20 protein-coding genes are annotated in these 19,289 nt (G+C 51.6%); 16 read left to right on the top strand and 4 right to left on the bottom strand.

The window, feature by feature from the left end:
* Positions 1–35: 35 nt before the first annotated feature.
* Positions 36–1,319, bottom strand: a complete 1,284-nt coding sequence (locus tag F556_RS0108360) for an adenylosuccinate synthase (protein WP_020616479.1) — start codon at positions 1,317–1,319, stop codon at positions 36–38.
* A gap of 112 nt (positions 1,320–1,431) precedes the next feature.
* On the opposite strand from F556_RS0108360, the gene F556_RS0108355 reads away from it, so the two are divergent.
* The 6 genes from F556_RS0108355 to F556_RS0108330 all read left to right on the top strand — a co-directional run bounded on the left by F556_RS0108355 (position 1,432) and on the right by F556_RS0108330 (position 6,472).
* On the top strand, positions 1,432–2,325 hold the full coding sequence (locus tag F556_RS0108355) for a LysR family transcriptional regulator (RefSeq protein ID WP_020616478.1): 894 nt from the start codon (positions 1,432–1,434) through the stop codon (positions 2,323–2,325).
* 40 nt (positions 2,326–2,365) lie between these two features.
* Complete coding sequence (locus F556_RS0108350; RefSeq protein WP_020616477.1) at positions 2,366–2,983, top strand: NUDIX hydrolase; 618 nt, start codon at positions 2,366–2,368, stop codon at positions 2,981–2,983.
* A 155-nt stretch (positions 2,984–3,138) separates the two neighbouring features.
* Complete coding sequence (locus F556_RS0108345; protein WP_020616476.1) at positions 3,139–4,599, top strand: DUF5605 domain-containing protein; 1,461 nt, start codon at positions 3,139–3,141, stop codon at positions 4,597–4,599.
* A gap of 93 nt (positions 4,600–4,692) precedes the next feature.
* Positions 4,693–5,334 carry a TetR/AcrR family transcriptional regulator gene (locus tag F556_RS0108340; protein ID WP_020616475.1) on the top strand — a complete coding sequence of 214 codons (642 nt, stop codon included), beginning with the start codon at positions 4,693–4,695 and terminating at the stop codon, positions 5,332–5,334.
* Between the two features lie 5 nt (positions 5,335–5,339).
* On the top strand, positions 5,340–5,813 hold the full coding sequence (locus F556_RS0108335; protein ID WP_020616474.1) for a DUF4188 domain-containing protein: 474 nt from the start codon (positions 5,340–5,342) through the stop codon (positions 5,811–5,813).
* 20 nt (positions 5,814–5,833) lie between these two features.
* Positions 5,834–6,472, top strand: coding sequence for a hypothetical protein (locus F556_RS0108330; protein WP_020616473.1), 639 nt, complete (start codon positions 5,834–5,836; stop codon positions 6,470–6,472).
* On the opposite strand, the gene F556_RS0108325 is transcribed toward F556_RS0108330, so the two are convergent.
* Complete coding sequence (locus F556_RS0108325) at positions 6,473–7,300, bottom strand: helix-turn-helix domain-containing protein (protein WP_020616472.1); 828 nt, start codon at positions 7,298–7,300, stop codon at positions 6,473–6,475.
* Between the two features lie 151 nt (positions 7,301–7,451).
* Here F556_RS0108325 and F556_RS0108320 point away from each other — a divergent pair, with 151 nt between their 5' ends.
* Entirely contained in the window at positions 7,452–7,961 is a 510-nt protein-coding gene (locus F556_RS0108320; RefSeq protein ID WP_020616471.1) for a VOC family protein, read from the top strand.
* 962 nt (positions 7,962–8,923) lie between these two features.
* On the top strand, positions 8,924–10,135 hold the full coding sequence (locus F556_RS0108310) for a GTP-binding protein (protein ID WP_020616469.1): 1,212 nt from the start codon (positions 8,924–8,926) through the stop codon (positions 10,133–10,135).
* 1 nt (position 10,136) lies between these two features.
* On the opposite strand, the gene F556_RS0108305 is transcribed toward F556_RS0108310, so the two are convergent.
* Positions 10,137–11,045, bottom strand: coding sequence for an AraC family transcriptional regulator (locus tag F556_RS0108305; RefSeq protein ID WP_020616468.1), 909 nt, complete (start codon positions 11,043–11,045; stop codon positions 10,137–10,139).
* A gap of 191 nt (positions 11,046–11,236) precedes the next feature.
* On the opposite strand from F556_RS0108305, the gene F556_RS0108300 reads away from it, so the two are divergent.
* The 3 genes from F556_RS0108300 to F556_RS0108285 all read left to right on the top strand — a co-directional run bounded on the left by F556_RS0108300 (position 11,237) and on the right by F556_RS0108285 (position 13,999).
* Positions 11,237–11,965 carry an SDR family oxidoreductase gene (locus F556_RS0108300; RefSeq protein WP_020616467.1) on the top strand — a complete coding sequence of 243 codons (729 nt, stop codon included), beginning with the start codon at positions 11,237–11,239 and terminating at the stop codon, positions 11,963–11,965.
* Positions 11,966–12,110: 145 nt separating this feature from the next.
* Positions 12,111–12,584, top strand: coding sequence for a hypothetical protein (locus tag F556_RS0108295; RefSeq protein ID WP_020616466.1), 474 nt, complete (start codon positions 12,111–12,113; stop codon positions 12,582–12,584).
* A 146-nt stretch (positions 12,585–12,730) separates the two neighbouring features.
* Positions 12,731–13,999: a stalk domain-containing protein gene (locus F556_RS0108285; RefSeq protein WP_020616464.1), complete on the top strand. Its 1,269-nt coding sequence runs from the start codon at positions 12,731–12,733 to the stop codon at positions 13,997–13,999.
* 68 nt (positions 14,000–14,067) lie between these two features.
* On the opposite strand, the gene F556_RS0108280 is transcribed toward F556_RS0108285, so the two are convergent.
* Entirely contained in the window at positions 14,068–14,622 is a 555-nt protein-coding gene (locus tag F556_RS0108280; RefSeq protein ID WP_020616463.1) for a TetR/AcrR family transcriptional regulator, read from the bottom strand.
* A 167-nt stretch (positions 14,623–14,789) separates the two neighbouring features.
* On the opposite strand from F556_RS0108280, the gene F556_RS0108275 reads away from it, so the two are divergent.
* The 5 genes from F556_RS0108275 to F556_RS0108255 all read left to right on the top strand — a co-directional run bounded on the left by F556_RS0108275 (position 14,790) and on the right by F556_RS0108255 (position 19,269).
* Positions 14,790–15,716: a ketopantoate reductase family protein gene (locus F556_RS0108275; protein WP_020616462.1), complete on the top strand. Its 927-nt coding sequence runs from the start codon at positions 14,790–14,792 to the stop codon at positions 15,714–15,716.
* 114 nt (positions 15,717–15,830) lie between these two features.
* Positions 15,831–16,802: a sensor histidine kinase gene (locus F556_RS0108270; RefSeq protein ID WP_020616461.1), complete on the top strand. Its 972-nt coding sequence runs from the start codon at positions 15,831–15,833 to the stop codon at positions 16,800–16,802.
* Positions 16,765–17,460 (top strand): response regulator transcription factor, encoded by a 696-nt coding sequence (locus F556_RS0108265; RefSeq protein ID WP_020616460.1) that lies wholly within the window; start codon positions 16,765–16,767, stop codon positions 17,458–17,460. The genes F556_RS0108270 and F556_RS0108265 overlap by 38 nt, the downstream gene beginning before the upstream one ends.
* Positions 17,461–17,588: 128 nt before the next feature.
* On the top strand, positions 17,589–18,515 hold the full coding sequence (locus tag F556_RS0108260) for an ABC transporter ATP-binding protein (RefSeq protein ID WP_020616459.1): 927 nt from the start codon (positions 17,589–17,591) through the stop codon (positions 18,513–18,515).
* On the top strand, positions 18,508–19,269 hold the full coding sequence (locus tag F556_RS0108255) for an ABC transporter permease (RefSeq protein ID WP_020616458.1): 762 nt from the start codon (positions 18,508–18,510) through the stop codon (positions 19,267–19,269). Before F556_RS0108260 ends, F556_RS0108255 begins: the two co-directional genes overlap by 8 nt.
* Positions 19,270–19,289: the final 20 nt, after the last annotated feature.

Genomic DNA, 19,289 nt, shown 5'->3' with positions numbered 1-19,289 from the left:
TAATGGGGGACGGCAGCAACCGTCCCCCTTTTTACTTACGCGCGCACAATAATCTGGTCCCGCCGTGGGCCGACGGAAATGTAGGCTACGTGGACACCGATAGCTGATTCGATAAACTCGACATACCGCTGCGCAGCTGCTGGGAGTTCGTCATAGGTTCGTGCCTCAGAGAGATCGGAGCGCCAGCCGTCGAGAAAAGAGAGGCGTGGCTTGGCTTCGTCCAGCTGTGCACCCACCGGGAACGCCTCCGTTACTGTACCATCCGCCAGCTCATAAGCTGTACATACTGGGATCTGGTCAAGATATCCCAGGACATCGAGATTGGTTAGCGCCACGCCGGTTGCGCCCTGGATGCTGCAGCCATAGCGGGTAGCCACGGCATCGAACCAGCCCACTCGGCGGGGTCTTCCGGTGACAGCGCCGAATTCTCCGGCATCCCCGCCGCGACGTCTGAGCTCATCCGCCTCTGTCCCTTCCAGCTCCATGACAAAAGGGCCTGCGCCTACACAGCTGGAATATGCTTTGGTCACAGCCAGGATGCCGGTCACAGCATAGGGTGGCAACCCGGCACCGACCGGCGCAAAGCCAGCCAGCGTAGATGACGAAGTGGAGTACGGATAGATGCCGTGATCCGGGTCGCGCAGCGCGCCCAGCTGGCTTTCCAGTAGGATGCGTTTTCCATCCGATTGGGCTTGTTGCAGGACAGCAGTCGTATCCCTCAGGTAAGGCTGCAGCCGCACTCCCCAGTCCATGAGCTGGGGAATCAAGGGTTCTACATCCAGCGGCGCATGGCCGTACAGATGCTGGAGCAGGACGTTTTTGCTCTCCAATGCCTGAGTCAAACGCGCCCGCAGTCTGTCTTCATTTGTTAAATCGCTTGTACGAATGCCGAGCTTGGCATATTTGTCGGCGTAGAACGGTGCGATACCGCGTCTTGTCGAGCCAAAGCTGCGGCTGCCCAGCCGTTCCTCCTCTAGTTGATCAAACAACTGATGATAGGGGAGCACCACCTGGACGCGGTCAGAAATGCACAGCTTGGGAGCGGGTACGCCTCGTGTCTCCAAACTGTTCAGCTCTCGAAATAACGTCTCCACATCCAAGGCAACTCCGGGTCCAATGACATTGATGACGCCTGCATGAAACACGCCTGAGGGCAGTGCCTGAAGTGCAAATTTTCCATATTCGTTGATGATCGTATGGCCGGCATTGCTGCCGCCTTGATACCTCACGACATAGTCGGATTGGGCCGAGAGCACATCAGTCATTTTTCCTTTGCCTTCGTCGCCCCAATTCGCGCCTACGATTGCTGTTACTGTCATATAAATCGCCTCCACTGCTACGAATTCTTTTCCACTACGATTATATTTTTGTTATAGTTATTAGTAAAATGATGAATAGTAATGCCGTTCATAAGGTGAGGTAATGATAACGATGCACAATTTGGAGTGGTACCGCGTATTTTACTGGGCGGCCAAGCTGGGGAGTCTGACACTGGCTGCTCGCCAACTGAACATAACCCAGCCTGCCGTTAGTCACACGTTGAAGCATCTGGAGGAGGCGCAAGGAACGAATCTGTTTGTCCGCACAACAAAAGGGGTAACTCTAACCAGCGATGGAGAGGTATTGTATCCTTTTGTAGAGCAAGCTCTGCAGTTTATTGAGTCCGGGGAACGGACGATTGCAGACCGTCAAGGTCTTCTCACGGGTGAGATTCGGATCGGGGCGAGCGACACCTTATCGAAGCACTACTTGCTGCCCTATTTGGAGCAGTTCCACCAGCAGTATCCAGGAATACGGATTCGCATGATCAACCGGACAACGCCAGAGACACTAGCGCTCTTAAAAGAAGGGGCCATCGATTTTGGCGTCGTTCATTTGCCAGCGGAGGATCCGCGGGTTCACGTGCGGAAGGCGGCCAGGCAGCAGGATATTCTGGTTGGCGGTCAAAAGTACAAAGCGCTGGCCGATCAGCCATTGTCGCTTCGCCAGATTGCGCAGTTTCCATTATTGCTGCTGGAGCAGGGCGTAAGCACCCGGGCATCACTGGATGCCTATGCTCGCTCGCAGGATATGATCTTCCACCCCGAGTTCGAGCTGGGGAGCGTGGATTTGTTGGTACGATTTGCACAGAGCGGATTTGGGCTGACGTTTGTCGTGCGGGATTATGTACGGGAGGAGTTGGCGAGCGGGGCGCTGGTCGAAATTCCGTTAGATCCCCCTGTACCCGAACGCCATATTGGCATTGCAACATTGGATTCTATGCCCCTGCCCGTAGCAGCCCGTCAATTGGTCGATATGATGGAAGGGCAGGCCGAAACCGAATAAGAAATGCATGAAGTAGATCGATGGAGAGGAGTGGGGCAAAATGAGTGATCAATGGCTACACTGGGTGCAGCGGCTGCAATCGTTGGCTCAAGCGGGTTTGGCTTACAGCAAGGATGTGTTCGATCAGGAGCGTTACGAAGAAATTCGCGCGATTGCCGCTGAGATTATGGCCAAGCATACGGATCTGGAGATGACGAGGATTCTGGACATTTTCGGCCAAGATACCGGGTATCAGACGCCGAAGTCAGATGTAAGAGGTGTGGTATTTCGAGAAAATAAGATTCTGCTGGTTCAAGAGACACACGACGATCGTTGGTCTCTGCCTGGCGGATTCTGTGATGTCGGACTATCTCCCTCGGAGAATGTAGTGAAAGAGATTCAAGAGGAATCTGGCTATGAGACGGTACCTGTGAAGCTGCTGGCTCTTCTGGACAAAAACAAGCACCCGCATCCTAAGCAGGCGTTTCACTACTACAAAATCTTCATTCGCTGTGAAATCGTCGGAGGCGAGCCAGAAACGGGGATTGAGACGCGAGGCGTACGTTTCTTTGCTGAGGACGAGCTGCCGATGCTGTCAACAGAACGTGTAACCGAATCGCAGATCCGACTGCTGTTTCAAGACCTGATAGACCCCAGTCGTCCAACGGTGTTGGACTAAGCAATTAGCATCTGATAAAGCCGGTGAGTGTCCGGCTTTTTTAGTTTATCGCAACTAAAAAATACCTAAAATAATGCTATGTTTTTAATTGACTAAACAACTAAACCGTGGTAATTTTAGGTCAAACGATAGAGGCTTAGGAAAAGGAGGCCATTATGACATCCAACATACATACTACCGTCGAACAATGGGATCTATTTGAGCTCACTATGGAAGGCCCGCAAGAAGGTAACCCCTTTCTGGATGTAACTTTGGAAGCGCTATTTTTGTCGCCGTCGGGCACTTCTTTTTGTGTCCGTGGATTTTATGACGGAGAAGGCAGGTACAGTGTGCGCTTCATGCCGGAGGAGACGGGGGAATGGAGCTACCGCACGGACAGTAGTACTGCTGCATTGAGCGGCAGAGAAGGCCATTTCACGTGTAAACCGACTACAGGCAATAACCATGGTCCGGTTCGGGTCCGGCACCAGTTTCATTTTGGCTATGCCGATGGTACGCCTTATCTTCCAATGGGTACGACCTGTTACGCTTGGACTCATCAGGACGAGGCACTACAGGAGGAGACGCTAGTTACGCTCAAGAATGGCCCGTTTAATAAAATGAGAATGTGTGTCTTTCCTAAATCCTATCAATACAATGAAAATGAGCCCCCTTATCATGCGTTTGAGGGCAGTCAGGAAACAGGATGGGACGAGAGGCGATTTAATCCGGCGTTCTTCCGTCATCTGGAGCAGCGGATTGCGGATCTGCGCGACCTGGGTATCGAGGCGGATTTGATTCTTTTTCATCCTTATGACCGTTGGGGTTATGCCAAGCTATCTCCAGAAACGGACGATCGCTACCTTCGATACATCACGGCACGGCTGTCAGCTTACCGCAATGTCTGGTGGTCGCTTGCGAATGAATATGATCTGATGAAGTCCAAAACGACAGAGGACTGGGAGAGATTCGCTACGATTGTAACCGACCACGACCCTTACAGCCATCTGATCTCGATTCACAACTGTGGACCGTTCTATGATTACACCCGTCCATGGATTACTCATTGCAGCATCCAACGAGTAGATGTCTACCGGACTGCAGAGAATACAAACCAATGGCGCCAGGACTGGCAGAAGCCCATCGTCATCGACGAGTGCGCGTATGAAGGCAATATCGATTGGGGTTGGGGGAATATTACGGGCCAAGAGATGGTTCGTCGGTTCTGGGAAGGGGCGGTGCGCGGCGGTTATGTCGGTCATGGCGAGACGTATGTGCATCCGGAGGAGATACTATGGTGGTCCAAGGGTGGTCAATTGCACGGTAGCAGTCCGCAGCGGATCGGCTTTTTGAAGCAAATACTGGAGGAAGGTCCGGAGGGGAGATTAGACCCGCTGCCTTCGGAATGGGATGTTCCACGCGCAGGCATTGCGAATCACTACTATCTTTACTACTTCGGCTTCAATCAGCCGAGCTATCGCCATTTCCGAATGGATCCCGGCACGAACTACCAGGTGGATGTTATTGATACTTGGGAGATGACGGTGCAGACGTTGGAGGGCATCTACGAAGGTGCGTTTCGGGTTGATTTGCCAGGGAAGCCCTATATTGCAGTCCGCTTGCGCAAAGCAGAATGATAATAAGCCGTTCTACCGTGCAGGTTGCGGAGGACGGATTTTTCTTGCAATTTAAGTTTACTCGTGTTAACTTATTAACTGGAGTTGATTAAAGTGATAAGTGAGTTATCCTTGCGAGAAATCAAAAAAGCCCGCACGAAGCTGGCCTTGTATGAAGCGGGGCTTGCCCTGATGCATGACAAGATGTTTCATGAAGTGATGCTGGAGGATATCTGTCGAAAAGCAGAAGTATCCAAGGTGACCTTCTTTAAGTTTTTCCCGCAAAAAGAAGATTTGCTGGTTTATTTTATGCGGATCTGGCTGTCAGAGCGAATTATTGAGATTGAGACCAATCAATTAAAGGGCTTCGGCGCGGTCCGGCATGTGTTGCGAAGCGTCGCTGTGCAGTCGAAGGAAACGCCTGGTATTCTATCCAGTTTGATTTCTTTCCTGGCCCAGATGAAGATGCATCCGCGGATGCCCGAGCTTAGTGAAGCCGAGGTCTCGCTGCTGTTCCCTGGTCAGGAGAAGCAAGGCGCGCGCTCACCCAATATGTTTGAGCTATTTCGCGTGACGATGCAGCAAGCATCCGAACAAGGGCAATTAAGACCTGATGTAACTGTAGAAGGCGCAGCCAGATTTTTATTCACGATTTTTTACGGGGCTCATCTGACCGCACAGCAGTTTCAGACAGAGGACCTCGAAGGCAATTATGAGCTGCATTTACGAGTATTGGAGCATTCACAGGGGAGTTGATGTCCATGGGGACCATTTATCCAGGAAGGTACACTGCGCAGATGGAAGGCACCATCGTGGTTTTCATTATCGGAGTCCGGGTTAACCGATTGTTATCGGTACACAAATGGTTACCAGTTGTGCGGGCAATGGGACCGATGCTGCAAGAGCTGTATAAGAACCCTGACCTTGGGTTCCTGCATTCAACCTATCATTTCAATTTGCGGGGCGTTACGCTGGTACAATACTGGCGGTCTGTTGAGCAGTTGGAGCATTATGCGCGGCATGGACAGCAGCATCTGACGGCTTGGCGGGATTTTCACCGTAAAGTTGGTTCCAACCCCACGGTAGGTGTTTTTCACGAAACCTACGTTGTTCCTGAGCGAGGGTACGAGTCGGTGTATAATAATATGCCGGTTTATGGTCTGGCCCAGGCAGGTGAACATGTGCCAGTGAGCGGGCGCACGGATACCGCCAGGCAGCGAATGGAAAGACTTTGAGATACAAGGGGGGTCACACAATGTCTCTGGAACAACTGAAGCTTGCTCTGCAACGAGATTCACAGGAAGCCACACCCGCATCTGTCGTACAAACGCTGCTAACGGAATTAAGCGTGACGGAAAAAATTGAACTTCACACGTATCTGACGGACGATGAAATGGCAAGACTCGTGCAAGTGCTCCCACAGTTAGAGCTTCCCAAGGGAATTGATTTGGATCATCTGCTCATTCGATATTTCAAAGATCTCCTGAACGAGGTTAGCGACAGTGTTCCGAATTCGATGTTTGATGAGATCATGCGAGTCTATGGTCTTTATCCCCATTCCTTATCAGCGGTCAGCATCTGTATCACCTTAATTCGAAGCCGTACCTTGAATGAGGAACAAGTGAACCGTCTAAAAGAACAGCCGGATGAAAAGCATATTCCAAAAGAGCTATTCATCCTGGAGATGGAGCAGCAAGCTCAACAAGGTCATCCATTGAATGGTGACCAAGTCTCAGAGCTGTTGCGTCTGAAAGCTTTTGATTTTTTGAAAACGGCATTAGAACATGACTGGATTGGCGCTGACGCTATGGCCCTATTTGTTAAACCAGCCGGACGTGAAGAAAATCGCAAGCACAAAGAAGCGCTCTATCAGCTGGCTCAGAAGCGGCTATAATCAAGTCGGGCTGGTCTTGGCTGACTTGCTGTATGCTGCAGGGGACTGTCCGACCACCGCTTTGAAGTCCTTGATGAAATGCGCCTGGTCGCTGTAACCCAGCATGACCGCCAGCTCTGCCCAAGAGACAGACGAATCCTGCTCCAATCGCTCTGCGGCTTCCTGCAGCCGGAAGCGCTTGATGACCCATTTGGGCGATACCCCTACATATCTGCGGAACAGCCGCTGCAATTGGCGAACGGACAGTTCGTAGCGCTCACTCATCTGCTCCACCGAGGTCAGTGATCGGTCGTTCATCGCCTCTATTGTGATCTGTCCGGCCAGCGTAGCCTGCTCGTCCTGCACTGGCAGCAGGGTGAGCAGCATTTGTTCCGCTTGCTCCGCCATAGCCGCTTCATCCTCCGCACTCAGAATTCGCCCCTTCCACTCCTCTACATCTGCACCGAAGATGCCGGTGGCTTGAACGGTAAGTCCGGTCAATTGATTCACATCCTGCTTCCAGAAAGGGTAGAAGCCGCCCGCGCGAAACTTCACGCCAAGGACATAACCCGTCCCGCTCAGCTGCCGTACAAAAGGGCGTAGTGGAACACCGTATACCAACGCACGCTGCTCTCCTTGCTCGGCTTCGAAAGCCAAATGGACATTGGGATAGGAGAGAACCGTCTGGGAAAACGGTGTCTGCGGATCAATTGTGTAACGGATGAACCAATAATGCTCCACGAATGGCAGCAGTTCAGGGCCCGGTTCAAAACGGGCAAGATGAAATTTCTCCCGTCCTGCAGCGGCGTGAACGATACCTCGTGTCGGCAGATGATCCTTTGACTTCATGGCGGATTCCCCTCGTGTTCATTGAATGTGTCGCGTTTTTACAATACGATGGGTGCTTGACCCTTTATACTTGAGCTTAGCAGAGTGCCCGCATCGACGTAAAGCGAACGTATAGGATCGACGGGTGCCTGAAGCCAGAGGAGGAATGATGATGGACACACAGGGACAAGCCCTTGGGGTGACCGGCAAGTATACAACAGGTGGGGTGCCACACGGCTATACCACATTGACGCCGTTTCTGGTGGTGCGTGAACCGGCAGCGGCCATTGCTTTCTACGAAGGGGTATTTGGTGCAAAAGCAAAAAATGTCACCACTGTCGATACGGAGGCGGGGCCGCTCGTTATCCATGCCGATCTTGATTTTGGCCAAGGCTACCTTCAATTAGGTGCTGCGAATCCGGATTACGGCCTGGTGCAGCCGCCCGCTGATGGGGCGTGTTATTCCATGGGTATTTATGTTTCGGATGTAGATTCGTTCTTCGAGCGGGCTGTCGCGCAAGGAGCAACGATTAGGGAGGCGCCTGGCACCTTCGTGTCGGGGGATCGCTATGGCAGTATTCTGGACCCCTTCGGCGTGCGTTGGTCGATTATGACGCGGATCGAGGACCTGTCCGAACAAGAGAGTGCCCGTCGCGTAGAGGAATGGAGCAAATCGTTGTAGTACGGAGCTGTACAATAAGTTCAAAAAAAAGGCTGGATGAGAAACCGTTAGGTTTTCTGTCCGGCCTCTATGTTGTAAAGTTTCGACGTAAGGACGTGCGCGGAGACCCTAACGGACGCCATGAGAGTGTCGATTAATACTGTATCGGTTATCGCGCATCACTCAGGATTCATTTTTTGCTGTAACGGACACCACAGCACCTATTAGGCTGCAAACATGCCATTTGCAATTCTAACGGACAGGAACGCCGTTATTGACGCGTTTTCAGCCGAAATGTCTAGTTTTAGAGCAAATAAGTGTGCCTGCGGCCGTTAGCTTTTTAAACGTCCATTTTCTTTACGATTAAGCGCTCTGGTGGCCGTTAGAGAACAAAGTGTTTTTTTGTGATACGTTCCATAGCATAGTAAGTGGCAGTTTTTGTTTTTACAATTCTCACTGACGTTCTGGACAGCCCGTTGTCGTTCATATCGTTGTTATCTCTTGATCCTGCTTTCATATTCTAGTAGAATTTGGGATGTTGTTCATTCGTAAATATGGTTGTTGGAGGGGAAACGGCAAGAAAGGGTGTGAGCCAGTTGAAATGGAAACTGAGGTATCCCCTTGTTTTTGCAGAGGAGAGCTTTATTCTTCGAAGTTTGCAATTTCTGGCTAGTGTGGGCTTGATCCTGTATGTGCTGGAAGTAACACGGATTAATATGAAGGAAGTCCGCCCAGTCATTGGATTGTTAATAATTGGTGCATCCGTGGTAATTCAGTTGCCATCGACAAGTGTTCTAATTGGGTGATTATATTAAGCGTTCTCGTACCTAGTGATGTAAAACTAGGAACGAGAACGTTTTTCATTTTAGGCTTTGCCTTCCGACTAACTCTAAGGATTGACATCTTTAATAGTAATCATTACTATTATTAAATAGAAACGATTACTATTAATGTGATATCAACGATCGGAAGGAGCCTGGACAATGGAGGAAGTATTGGAGAAAGAGTATTTGGAAAAGCTGCCGGTGACCGTCTTAAGTGGCTATCTTGGGGCAGGAAAAACCACGATTCTCAATCATGTCTTGCATAATCGGGAAGGGTTAAAGGCGGCCGTCATCGTTAACGACCTGAGCGAGGTCAATCTGGATGCGGAGATGGTACGCAGCGGTGGAGGACTAAGTCGGACAGAGGAGAAGCTGGTCGAGATGTCAAATGGCTGCATATGCTGCACCCTGCGGGACGACCTCCTGCAGGAAGTCGAACGATTAGCGCTGGAGAAGCGATTTGATTATATTCTCATCGAATCTACGGGAATCGGAGAGCCATTGCCGGTGGCGCAGACCTTCACTTATGTAGATGAGGAACAGGCAATTGATTTGTCCCGCTTGACCCGGCTAGATACGATGGTGACTGTGGTGGATGCGCAGAATTTTTGGCTGGATTACAATACCCGGGAGACCCTGCGCGATCGTCGACAGGAGGCGGGAGAAGAGGACCGCCGCGGCGTCGTACATCTGCTGATTGATCAGGTGGAATTCTGCGATGTGCTGATCATTAACAAGTGCGATCTTGTGAGTGAGGAAGAGTTAACACGGCTAGAACGCACGCTGCGGGGACTACAGCCACACGCAAAGATTATCCGCGCTTCCCAAGGACAGATCGATCCACGTGAAATATTGAATACCCACCGTTTCGACTTCAAGACGGCCAGCCAATCCGCGGGCTGGATGCAAGAGCTGCAGAAGCCCCAACACACTCCTGAAACTGAGGAGTACGGCATCACCTCATTTGTCTATACGCGCAAAGTACCTTTCCATCCGGAGCGTTTACTGCAACGGCTATCGAGCTGGCCGAAGTCTGTCGTTCGGTCCAAGGGCTTGCTTTGGGTGGCGACACGCAATAATTTGGCGCTGTCCTTCAGTCAGGCGGGCGTATCCCGCCAGTTATCTTCGGCAGGGCTGTGGGCGGCGGCACTCTCGGAAGAGGAGCGGGAAGCTTATTTTGGCGATGCCCATGATTTTCCCAAATCTGCGGATTGGGACGACACTTGGGGCGACCGTGTAACCAAGCTCGTCTTCATTGGTATTGATCTGGACCGGGAGCACATCGTCCATACGCTCGATCAGGCGTTACTTACACCATCTGAGATGGTAGAAGATTGGCGAACGTTTAACGATCCTCTGCCTGTATTCTAACCTAGGTCGGAAGAATGGTCTCTCTGAACTGACGAATATCTCGCATCGGCGGTTTGCCGAAGAAACGCGCGTATTCGCGGTTGAACTGCGTTGCGCTTTCGTACCCGACTTGGTAGGCTGCGCTTGTGGCATCCATGGCTTCGGACAGGAGCAAACGTCTGGCTTCCTGCAAGCGAAGCTGCTTTTGGTATTGAATCGGAGTCATGGCGGTTACCTCTTTGAAGCAGGCAAAAAAAGACGAAGGACTCATATGGGCCTCCTCAGCCAGCTCATCCACACGGATGGGCTGTTTGTAGTGCCGGGATAACCAGGCTAGCACATGCGCAATTCGTCCAGCTTGGCTGCCCATAAGAGCAAAATGACGGATGGCATTGCCTTGCTCGGACTGCAGCATCCGGTACAGAATCTCACGAATGATAAATGGCGCAAGCACAGGTAGATCCTCAGGGGTCTCGAGCAGGCGCACTAAACGCAGTACCGAGTCACCAAGCGGATCGATCATCGGACTGACGCCCAAACCGCGTGGGACCGCGGACTTGGTGATAGCCCGACTCGGAGCAGCCTGCATTACATCCAGAATCTGCTCCAGTTCGAATTGCAGCTGCAAGCTCAGATAGGGCGTCTCGGGGGAGGCTTCAATGACTTGGCCGGTGATTGGCAAATGAACCGAAGCGGCAAGAAAAGACCCAGGATGATAATAGAAATGCTCTGCGCCGAGCGTGACCTGTTTTCTCCCTTGGGCGACGATGCAGATGGATGGACGGTAAACCGTATGAACCGGAGCGGATATAGTAGATGAACGAATGAAGGAAAGATCGGGGCATGACGTCACATAGGTTCCATCTGCCTCGGTATGAGCCCCAATATGCCTTGCCAACTCTGAGGAGAAACCATCCTGCTGCCCGCTCATAAGCAAGCCTCCGTTTCGAATGAATTTACATCTACTATATGATATCTTGGAGGATTAGGCAATATAGCTGGATCATCTGGCTACCTCATCTAACGGTTACAAAGGCATAATGAAGGAGAAGCGAGCAAGCTTAACATACGATTAGGCACAATTGATGAATTATAATTCTAGGGACTAGGGAGCGATGCAGAATGTCAGAATTACAAGACAAAGTCGTTGTTATTACGGGAGCAAGCAGTGGAATTGGTGAAGCGACAGCCAGATGGCTCGCTGAGCGTGGGGCACAAGTGGTGCTCGGAGCGCGGCGGATCGACAAATTAGAGAGGCTGGCAGCCGAGATCCAGGAACAAGGGGGGAGAGTGGCCTACCAACAGCTGGATGTCACCGACCTGGGACAGGTGGAAGCGATTGTTCGGCTAGCCTGCGACACCTTCGGCCGTGTGGATGTGATCGTGAACAATGCAGGGGTGATGCCGTTGTCTGCGCTGGAGCTACTAAAGATCGAGGAGTGGAATCGCATGATTGATGTCAATATTCGCGGTGTGCTGCATGGGATTGCGGCCACGGTACCTGTGATGAAACAACAGGGCTTCGGACAGATCATCAATGTGGCTTCGATCGGCGCGTATTCTGTTACCCCGACAGCAGCTGTCTATTGTGCGACCAAATATGCAGTCCTTGCCATCACCGACGGCCTGCGACAAGAGTTGGGGGACGTGATCCGCACCACGCTCATCTCCCCGGGTGTAACCGAGTCCGAGCTGGCTGATACGATATCCGATGAGGCGGCACGGGAGTTCATGAAGGAATACCGCCGCAACGCCTTGCCGGCTTCCGCTATCGCTCGGGCCATCGCCTATGCGATTGAGCAGCCCGCTGGTGTAGATGTAAATGAAGTGGTTGTTCGGCCGAAGGCATAAAGAATAATTTGAGAATAGGAGACTTCGCTGCATGGGTGGCGAAGTCTTCTTTTTGTGGGAGAAATGTATTCAACAGCGGATAGAGTATAGTAGAATAAACTAGAGTCGTGGGAAATTATGTTACGGTCAAAGGAGTGTTCGTGGCATGAATAAGGATATTTTGCTTCGCTGGGATCGCGAACACCAGGCCATGGAGCGCACCTTGGAAGGATTCTGGGGCACATTCAATTGCTGGCGTAATAAGAACCGGGATGAGTCTCATGATCTGTTCGCAGGCAAGGTAATCGATGCATTTATTCGTCTGGAGGAACGTGCTATTTATTTGAAATACAAATATGATACAGGAGAAACAGGCGAAGCAGTAGTTGTATGCTCGACCAGGATTCTCTATGTGGACAAGCTAATTGGCACGTATGATATGGAGTTCTTCCTAAATGGTGAAGTCGCAGATGATTACTTGGACCTTGATGACGTAAAACACACGCTTATCCCGCTAAAACATAGCCTGCGCATTGCCCGTAATGCCTTGCAACTCGGTATGACCACAGATGAAGTATCTCGCTTGACCGAGCTGTCTGCCGAATACATAGAAGTGATAAAGGTGTCATCAGAGAACTAGCAAATGAGAGACAAAGAAAGGAACAGCAAAATCATGAATGAAAAGCAGCGTATGCGATGGGAAAAGCAACGGGCCAAAGGCAAAAAGAAGTTTATCTGGATGAATGGTGTGTTGGAATCTATCGTACATAGGAAATGGAGGAACTTATGATTAAATGGGGAAAAATAGCACTAGCAGCTCTACTAACGTTATCCATATGGACAGGAAACGGGGCGCCAGCCAAGGCGGCAGCACCGGAGATCAAGATCGTGCTCGACAATGTACCTCTGCCTTTTGCAACACCACCGCTCATTCATAACGGCGTCACCTTTTTGCCGTTCCGGACCTTGGCGCAGTCGCTCGGTGTAACGGTACAATGGGATAATGGAACGAAAACGGTACATGCTCAAGCCGAGGTGAATGGCACGCCGAAGCAGGTCGCTTTGACGCTAGGCCAATCCACCGCGCGAGTGAACAGTCAGGCGGTGCAGTTGCTCGAGGCGCCAATGATGAAAAACAACCAGGTGCTGATTCCGCTGAACTTCTTCAGCTCTCAATTCGGTGCGACGGTCAGCTGGACCCAATCGACGCGCACGGTTACCGTTGTATCACCGCAAAAGCAGATGCATCTGCGGACCTTCTACGCGCTCGGGTCATACGGGCAGCGAGCACACATGGCGGATATGAACTCCGTTGCCTTCGGTTGGAGCCGGATTAACGAACAGGGTGAGCTTGTACTCGACGGCGCGGATTATTTCTGGCCGCTACCCGCCGGAGAGGATACACCGGAATCGATCATTGCGGGTGTAGCTACGGAGGGGATCACCCCATATCTCATGGTATACTCTGTAGACGGTCGCGGCGAGCTGACGAAGATGCTGAGCGATCCGGTACTGCGCAACAAGGCATTGGACGGTATTGTGGAGTTGGCCGTAGAGAAAGGCTTCGAAGGCGTACAGCTCGACCTCGAAGGTCTGGGCCTTCATTTGGACCCTGTGGCACAGCAACGTCTGCTGAACCGTTTTGTGGAGGAGCTTCACACGCGGCTGACTCCACTTGGAATCGGAATTTCAATAGCGGTCCCGCCGCCCAACGGCTGGTACAAGGGATATGACTATGTGAAGCTGGCCTCTCTGTCCGAGGACCTCGTCCTCATGGCGTATGATTATCGCCCGGACCCCAATCAGACCCGAGCGCCGGAGCCAAATGCCAGTGTGGATCAAGCGATTCGACAGCTGCTCGAGATGGGTGTACCCAAGGAGAAAATTGTCCTCGGCATCCACCTCTGGAACGAGACGCCGGCGACCGTTGGCGACAAGCTTGGTCTGGCCAAGCGTTATGGACTAAAAGGTGCCGCGTTCTGGCGGTTGACCTTCCAAAACGATGCGTTTGCCGAGGCGATCGGACGAAGTGTTGTAAAATCACAACAATGGTAGAAGAAGGCCCGCACAGTGCATCTGTGCGGGCCTTTGCCGATGCTTAAGCACCTTAGTCACATGGATGATCACCATAGCTTCATCCGCGCTTCCAGGATTCTCGTCATCTGTTCGACCATCTCTTCCGGGGTGTATGGCATGGATTGGATGACCCACCATTCGATTAATCCTGTCACGGATACGGACAAGAATTGCGAGAGTACATCGCGATGGATTCCAGTGTCCAGCTTCATTTGATTGACGACGATGACCATATTCGTTTCGATCATTTGCGTCATGCGCTGCCTAAAGGTCGATATGTTTTTGTTCGTAATCAGAACGCTATAAATGGCTGCGTGCTCCTTCAGGTAGGAGAATGTACGGATCATCAAATCCCGCGACAGTTCCGCCGGTTCGCCATCCTCTGGAGGTGCGCAGCTGTCTGCAAGCATCATCAGGTACGTCTCCACGCTTTGCTCCAGCAGGTCATATTTGTCTGTAAAATGCAGATAGACGGTGCCCCGGTTTACATTGGCCCGGTCTGCAATTCCTTGAATAGTAACCCTCTCAAAATCCTGCTCTCCCAACAGCCCAATGAAGGCTTCCATGATCATCTGTCTTGAACGCTGTACCCGGCGATCCATGCTCTTCCCCCTCTTCAAATGAACACATGTGCTGTCCCTTGTTCATTAAACAACAAAAACGCACGCGATTAGCCATTGCACCTTCATCTGTTCCAATGATAATTTAATTGTAGTACACAGGTGTTAGATATTCAACAACTGTTAATTCGAGAAGAAGAGGTGTGACATTGAAAATCTTAGTGTATGGCGCAGGTGTACAGGGGACGTATCTAGCCCATGTCTTGGTCAGAGGTGGGCACGACGTAACTGTACTGGCAAGAGGGAAGCGAGCGGAGGAACTGGAGGAGAAGGGGCTTGTGATCCGGCATTACTTGCAGCGGAAGACGACTGTCGATCCGGTCGGTGTCATTCGCACATTGGAGACAGAAGATGCGTATGACTTAATTTTTGTCATGATGAAATACTCGGACTTTCAGGCTGTCCTTCCCATCCTTGCAGACAATGTGAGCCGACATATCATGCTGGTGGGTAACAATATGGATGCTTATGCTATGCAGGCCTATCTGAAGGAGCATGGGCAATCACCGAAGCAAGTGGCCTTCGGGTTTCAAACTACTGCCGGTACGCGAAAGAACGGGCAAGTGATTTGCATCCGCGGCGGCCACGGACAGATGGTGATTGGAAGCCTCGACGGTGTCATACCATTTCGCTCCCTGCTGGATCAGGCGTTTACACACACCAAGTATAAGCTAACAGATGAAAAACAGATGGATGCCTGGCTCAAGAATCACATGGTGTTGGTCGTGCCCATGAACATGGTGATCCTGCTCCACGGTTTTCAGATGAAAAAAGTTGCCCGCGATACCAAGCGCATCCGTCAATTTGTTGCGGCGATGGGAGAGGGCTTCCGAGTATTAGAATCATTGGGCTACCCACTGACACCTGCGGCTCAAGCGTCATGGATCCTTCGCCACCCTCGTCTGATGAGCGGGGCTTTGAAGCTTTTCTTCAAGTTGCCGGTGAGCGGGTTAATTGATGGGACGGACGTGGAGCTCAAGGCATTAAATGAGGCATTTGGCGAGTGGCGGGCACAGTCGGATGTGCCAACGCCGAACTGGGATGTGTTGGAGAAACAATGGTTAGCGGGATCATAGTCAGTGCTGCAAATCGTGTGCTATGATGGGAAGACGATCATCCGGACAAATAGGGCAGTGGTTGCGGAGACGTGACCGTTGGCCTTTTTTTTGGTGGTGAAGGGAGTCAAATCGATGCTGGTCGCACTTATAATTATATTGGCGGGAATCGTGGCGCTGCTCACAGGCTATATCCTGGTCTACCGACGGCAGATCCGGAGTATCGGGGAGCAGCTGGCCTTCATAGCCGAGCATGATTCGCTCAAATATGTGGAAATACAGCTTCATTCCCCGGAGATCCGGCAGGTGTCGGATACGTGCAATCAGCTGCTCGACAAGCAGCGTGAGATGAGCCGCCAAACGACCCTTCACAATGAAGAAATCAATGCGACGATTGTCAGTCTCTCCCATGATATCCGAACTCCACTAACCTCGTTGGACGGGTATTTGCAGCTAGCGGAGGTGAGCGAGGACGCTCAGCAGCGGGAGCGTTATGTAGGACTGGCCCAGTCGAGAACACGCCATATGATTGTACTGGTCGAGGAGTTATTCCTCTATACCAAGCTGCTGAATCCAGCCTACCGGATCGAGCTTGAGACGGTGGACGCAGCTGCAGAACTGATGAGCAGCTTGCTCGCCTTTCACGGCGATTTTAGTCAGCGTCAGATGGAGCCGATCTTGCATCTGCCTGAAACTGCCGTGCCGGTGCAGGCAAACCGGCATGCACTGGAGCGTATCTTCGGCAATTTGATTCGCAATTATTTGCTGCATGGCGCAGGTGAGCTGGAGATCGGCTGGGAGGCGCGAGATGAGCTGGTTACCCTTCGATTTCGCAACGCGCTGAAGCCGGGAGCTTCGCCGCAGATCGAACGAATCTTCGACCGTTTTTACAAGGGCGACACGTCTCGCTCTGTGAATTCAACGGGACTCGGCTTGTCAATTGTGCGTTCCCTTGTTCACAAGATGAATGGCACAGTCGAAGCGAAGCTGGAGGATGAACATTTCGTTCTATGCATTAAGTTGGAGCGAGCAGAGCAAGGACAACAACCGACAAAGGAGCATTCTTCATATGGAGCAGCACACCTTGCCGCATCTGCTGATTGTTGAGGATGACGAGCATATTAATACCATGATCTTCGAAGGCTTGACGGCTGCCCATTACCGCTGCTCCCAAGCGTTCTCGGGAAGTGAGGGCAAGCTGTATCTGGAGCGGGAAGCCGTGGACCTGGTCATTCTTGACTTGATGCTGCCTGGTCTGACCGGCGAGCAGCTGATCCGCGAAATTAAGGGCGCTTCAGGCACGTCGGTGCCGGTCATCGTGCTGTCGGCCAAGGATCAATTGGATCACAAGCTGGATTTGTTTCAACTCGGCGCGGATGACTATGTGACGAAGCCCTTTGCTTTGGCCGAGTTGATCGCCCGCATCGGCGTCCATCTCAAGCGCAGCGCAGCGGCGCCGCCGTTAGTAGGGATCAGTCGGTACAGAGGGCTAACCATCGACCCTGCAGCCTACATGGCCTCCGTAGATGGTCATCCGCTGCAGCTGACGAGGCGAGAATTTACAATCCTGGAGCTGCTCGTTAAGCATCCGACACGCGTCTTCAGCAAGCGGGATCTGTATGAGCTGGCGTGGGACGAAATCTATATGGGCGAGGACAAGACGGTTAATGTCCACATCAGCAATATCCGCGCCAAGCTGCGAACCTTCTCGGAAGAGGACTATATCGATACGGTGTGGGGCATCGGATTTCGCCTCCATCCTTAGAGCGCATGGCAGCCGCCGGCGCTTTTCTTTGTGAGGTGGTGAAGAATGAACTTTACGTTTTCTTTACCTTTTCTTTGCGATTAATTAGTTGGGGTGTCGTAAGCTGATGAGAGAGGAGGGGAGAGGAAATGGCACAGCTCTTGATAGAATTGAAGCAATTAACGAAACGTTACAAAAGCAAAACGGTATTGCGTGATATTAACCTTACAGTTGAAAAGGGTGACATCTTTGGTCTGATTGGCCACAATGGAGCGGGAAAGTCGACGCTGCTCAAGCTGATAGGAGGCCTGATTCACCCGACTGCGGGACAAGTAAAGTTATTCGGGCAAGCAACCAGTGTACATAATGGCATCCATGATCGAATGGGACTGTTGATTGAACAAGCTGGCTTGTACCCTTCATACACGGGAAGGGAGAATCTGCGTCTGCTCTCACTGGCCTACGGGCTGCGGGATGGCGGCGAACGCGCGGAACGATTGTTGGAACGGGTGGGTCTCCGAGATGAGCCCAAGACAAAGGTTAAGAACTATTCCATGGGCATGAAGCAACGCTTGGGAATCGCGATGGCATTGCTCGCCAGCCCCGATGTGCTGGTTTTGGATGAGCCGATCAATGGTCTGGACCCGCAGGGCATCGCAGATATCCGCGGTTTGTTGCTGGAACTGAACAAGCAGGGGTTAACCCTTCTCATCTCTAGCCATATCCTGGAGGAGTTATCCAAGGTGGCGACGCGGTATGCCATCATTGACAGGGGCGAAATTATTGAAACCCTGTCGAGGGAGGATTTGTTGTCCCGGTGCGGTGAGCGTATTGAGCTTGAGGTTGAGGCTGCCAGTGCAGCTGCTCCGATACTGGAGAGGGATCTGCAACTTACCAATTACCAAGTGATCGATCAACACACCTTGTACATTATGGATACCCGGGTGAAAAATCATGAGATTGTAGCTGCTCTGGTCGCAGGCGGCGTTGCCGTTCATTCGTTGAACACGCGCAAGCAGAGCCTGGAAGACTATTTTTTAGAACGGACGGGTAAAGGGGAGGGACACAATGCTTAATTTGTTACGTATGGATCTGCGTCGCCTCGTCGGCAACAAGCTGACAATTGCCCTCCTGTTCATCTATTGCCTGTTCCATCTATTCGCCATCTTTATGATGGCAGAGAATCCAACACCTCCAATGAACGGAATGACACTAGTCGAGATGGAAGAGTGGCAGTTTTTGCAGCATACGTCGTCCATCGCGTCGTCTTGGGTGCTGATTTACTTGAGTGTCTTCACCGTCTATTTCTACATGAGTGAGTATCAAGCGGGCTTCTACAAGAACTACCTCAGCATGAGACGTGCGCGCATCTATTCCGTACTCTCCAAACTGACGGTTCAGGGTGTATTTACACTGGCGCTGCTGGCGACCGTCGTATTGTGTGATGTCGTTGGAAGGTACTTCTTTCTAGACAATGGAACATTTGGCGATCCGGGTCTTTTCCTCCGTGTACTGGGCATTCAATTCCTGCTACATTGGGCCTTCTCGGCGCTCATATTGGTTGTGGTTATCATCACCCGCCAGCTGCTGACCGGGGTCATTGTTGGAATCGTATGTTCATTTAACCTGCCCGGCATGGCACTGACAGCACTGGAGTCGCTGATTGGCTTGCCGCCGATTTCTTCTTATTTTCTGGTCCACGAAATTGTGAATTATAAAGACTACGCAGATCTTGGGAATACGCTGCATGCCGTGCTCGTTGGCGCTGTTTCACTGTTGCTGTTTACGGCGATTGCCCTGTACATGAAAAGTAAAGAAGACTTGCGTTAAGCAGCCTGTACTGCAAGCAC

It is taken from the genome of Paenibacillus daejeonensis DSM 15491, assembly GCF_000378385.1.
Lineage (GTDB): Bacteria > Bacillota > Bacilli > Paenibacillales > Paenibacillaceae > Paenibacillus_D > Paenibacillus_D daejeonensis.
Note: the sequence above shows the minus strand (reverse complement) of the source record. Positions and strands in the feature narration are given on the sequence as shown.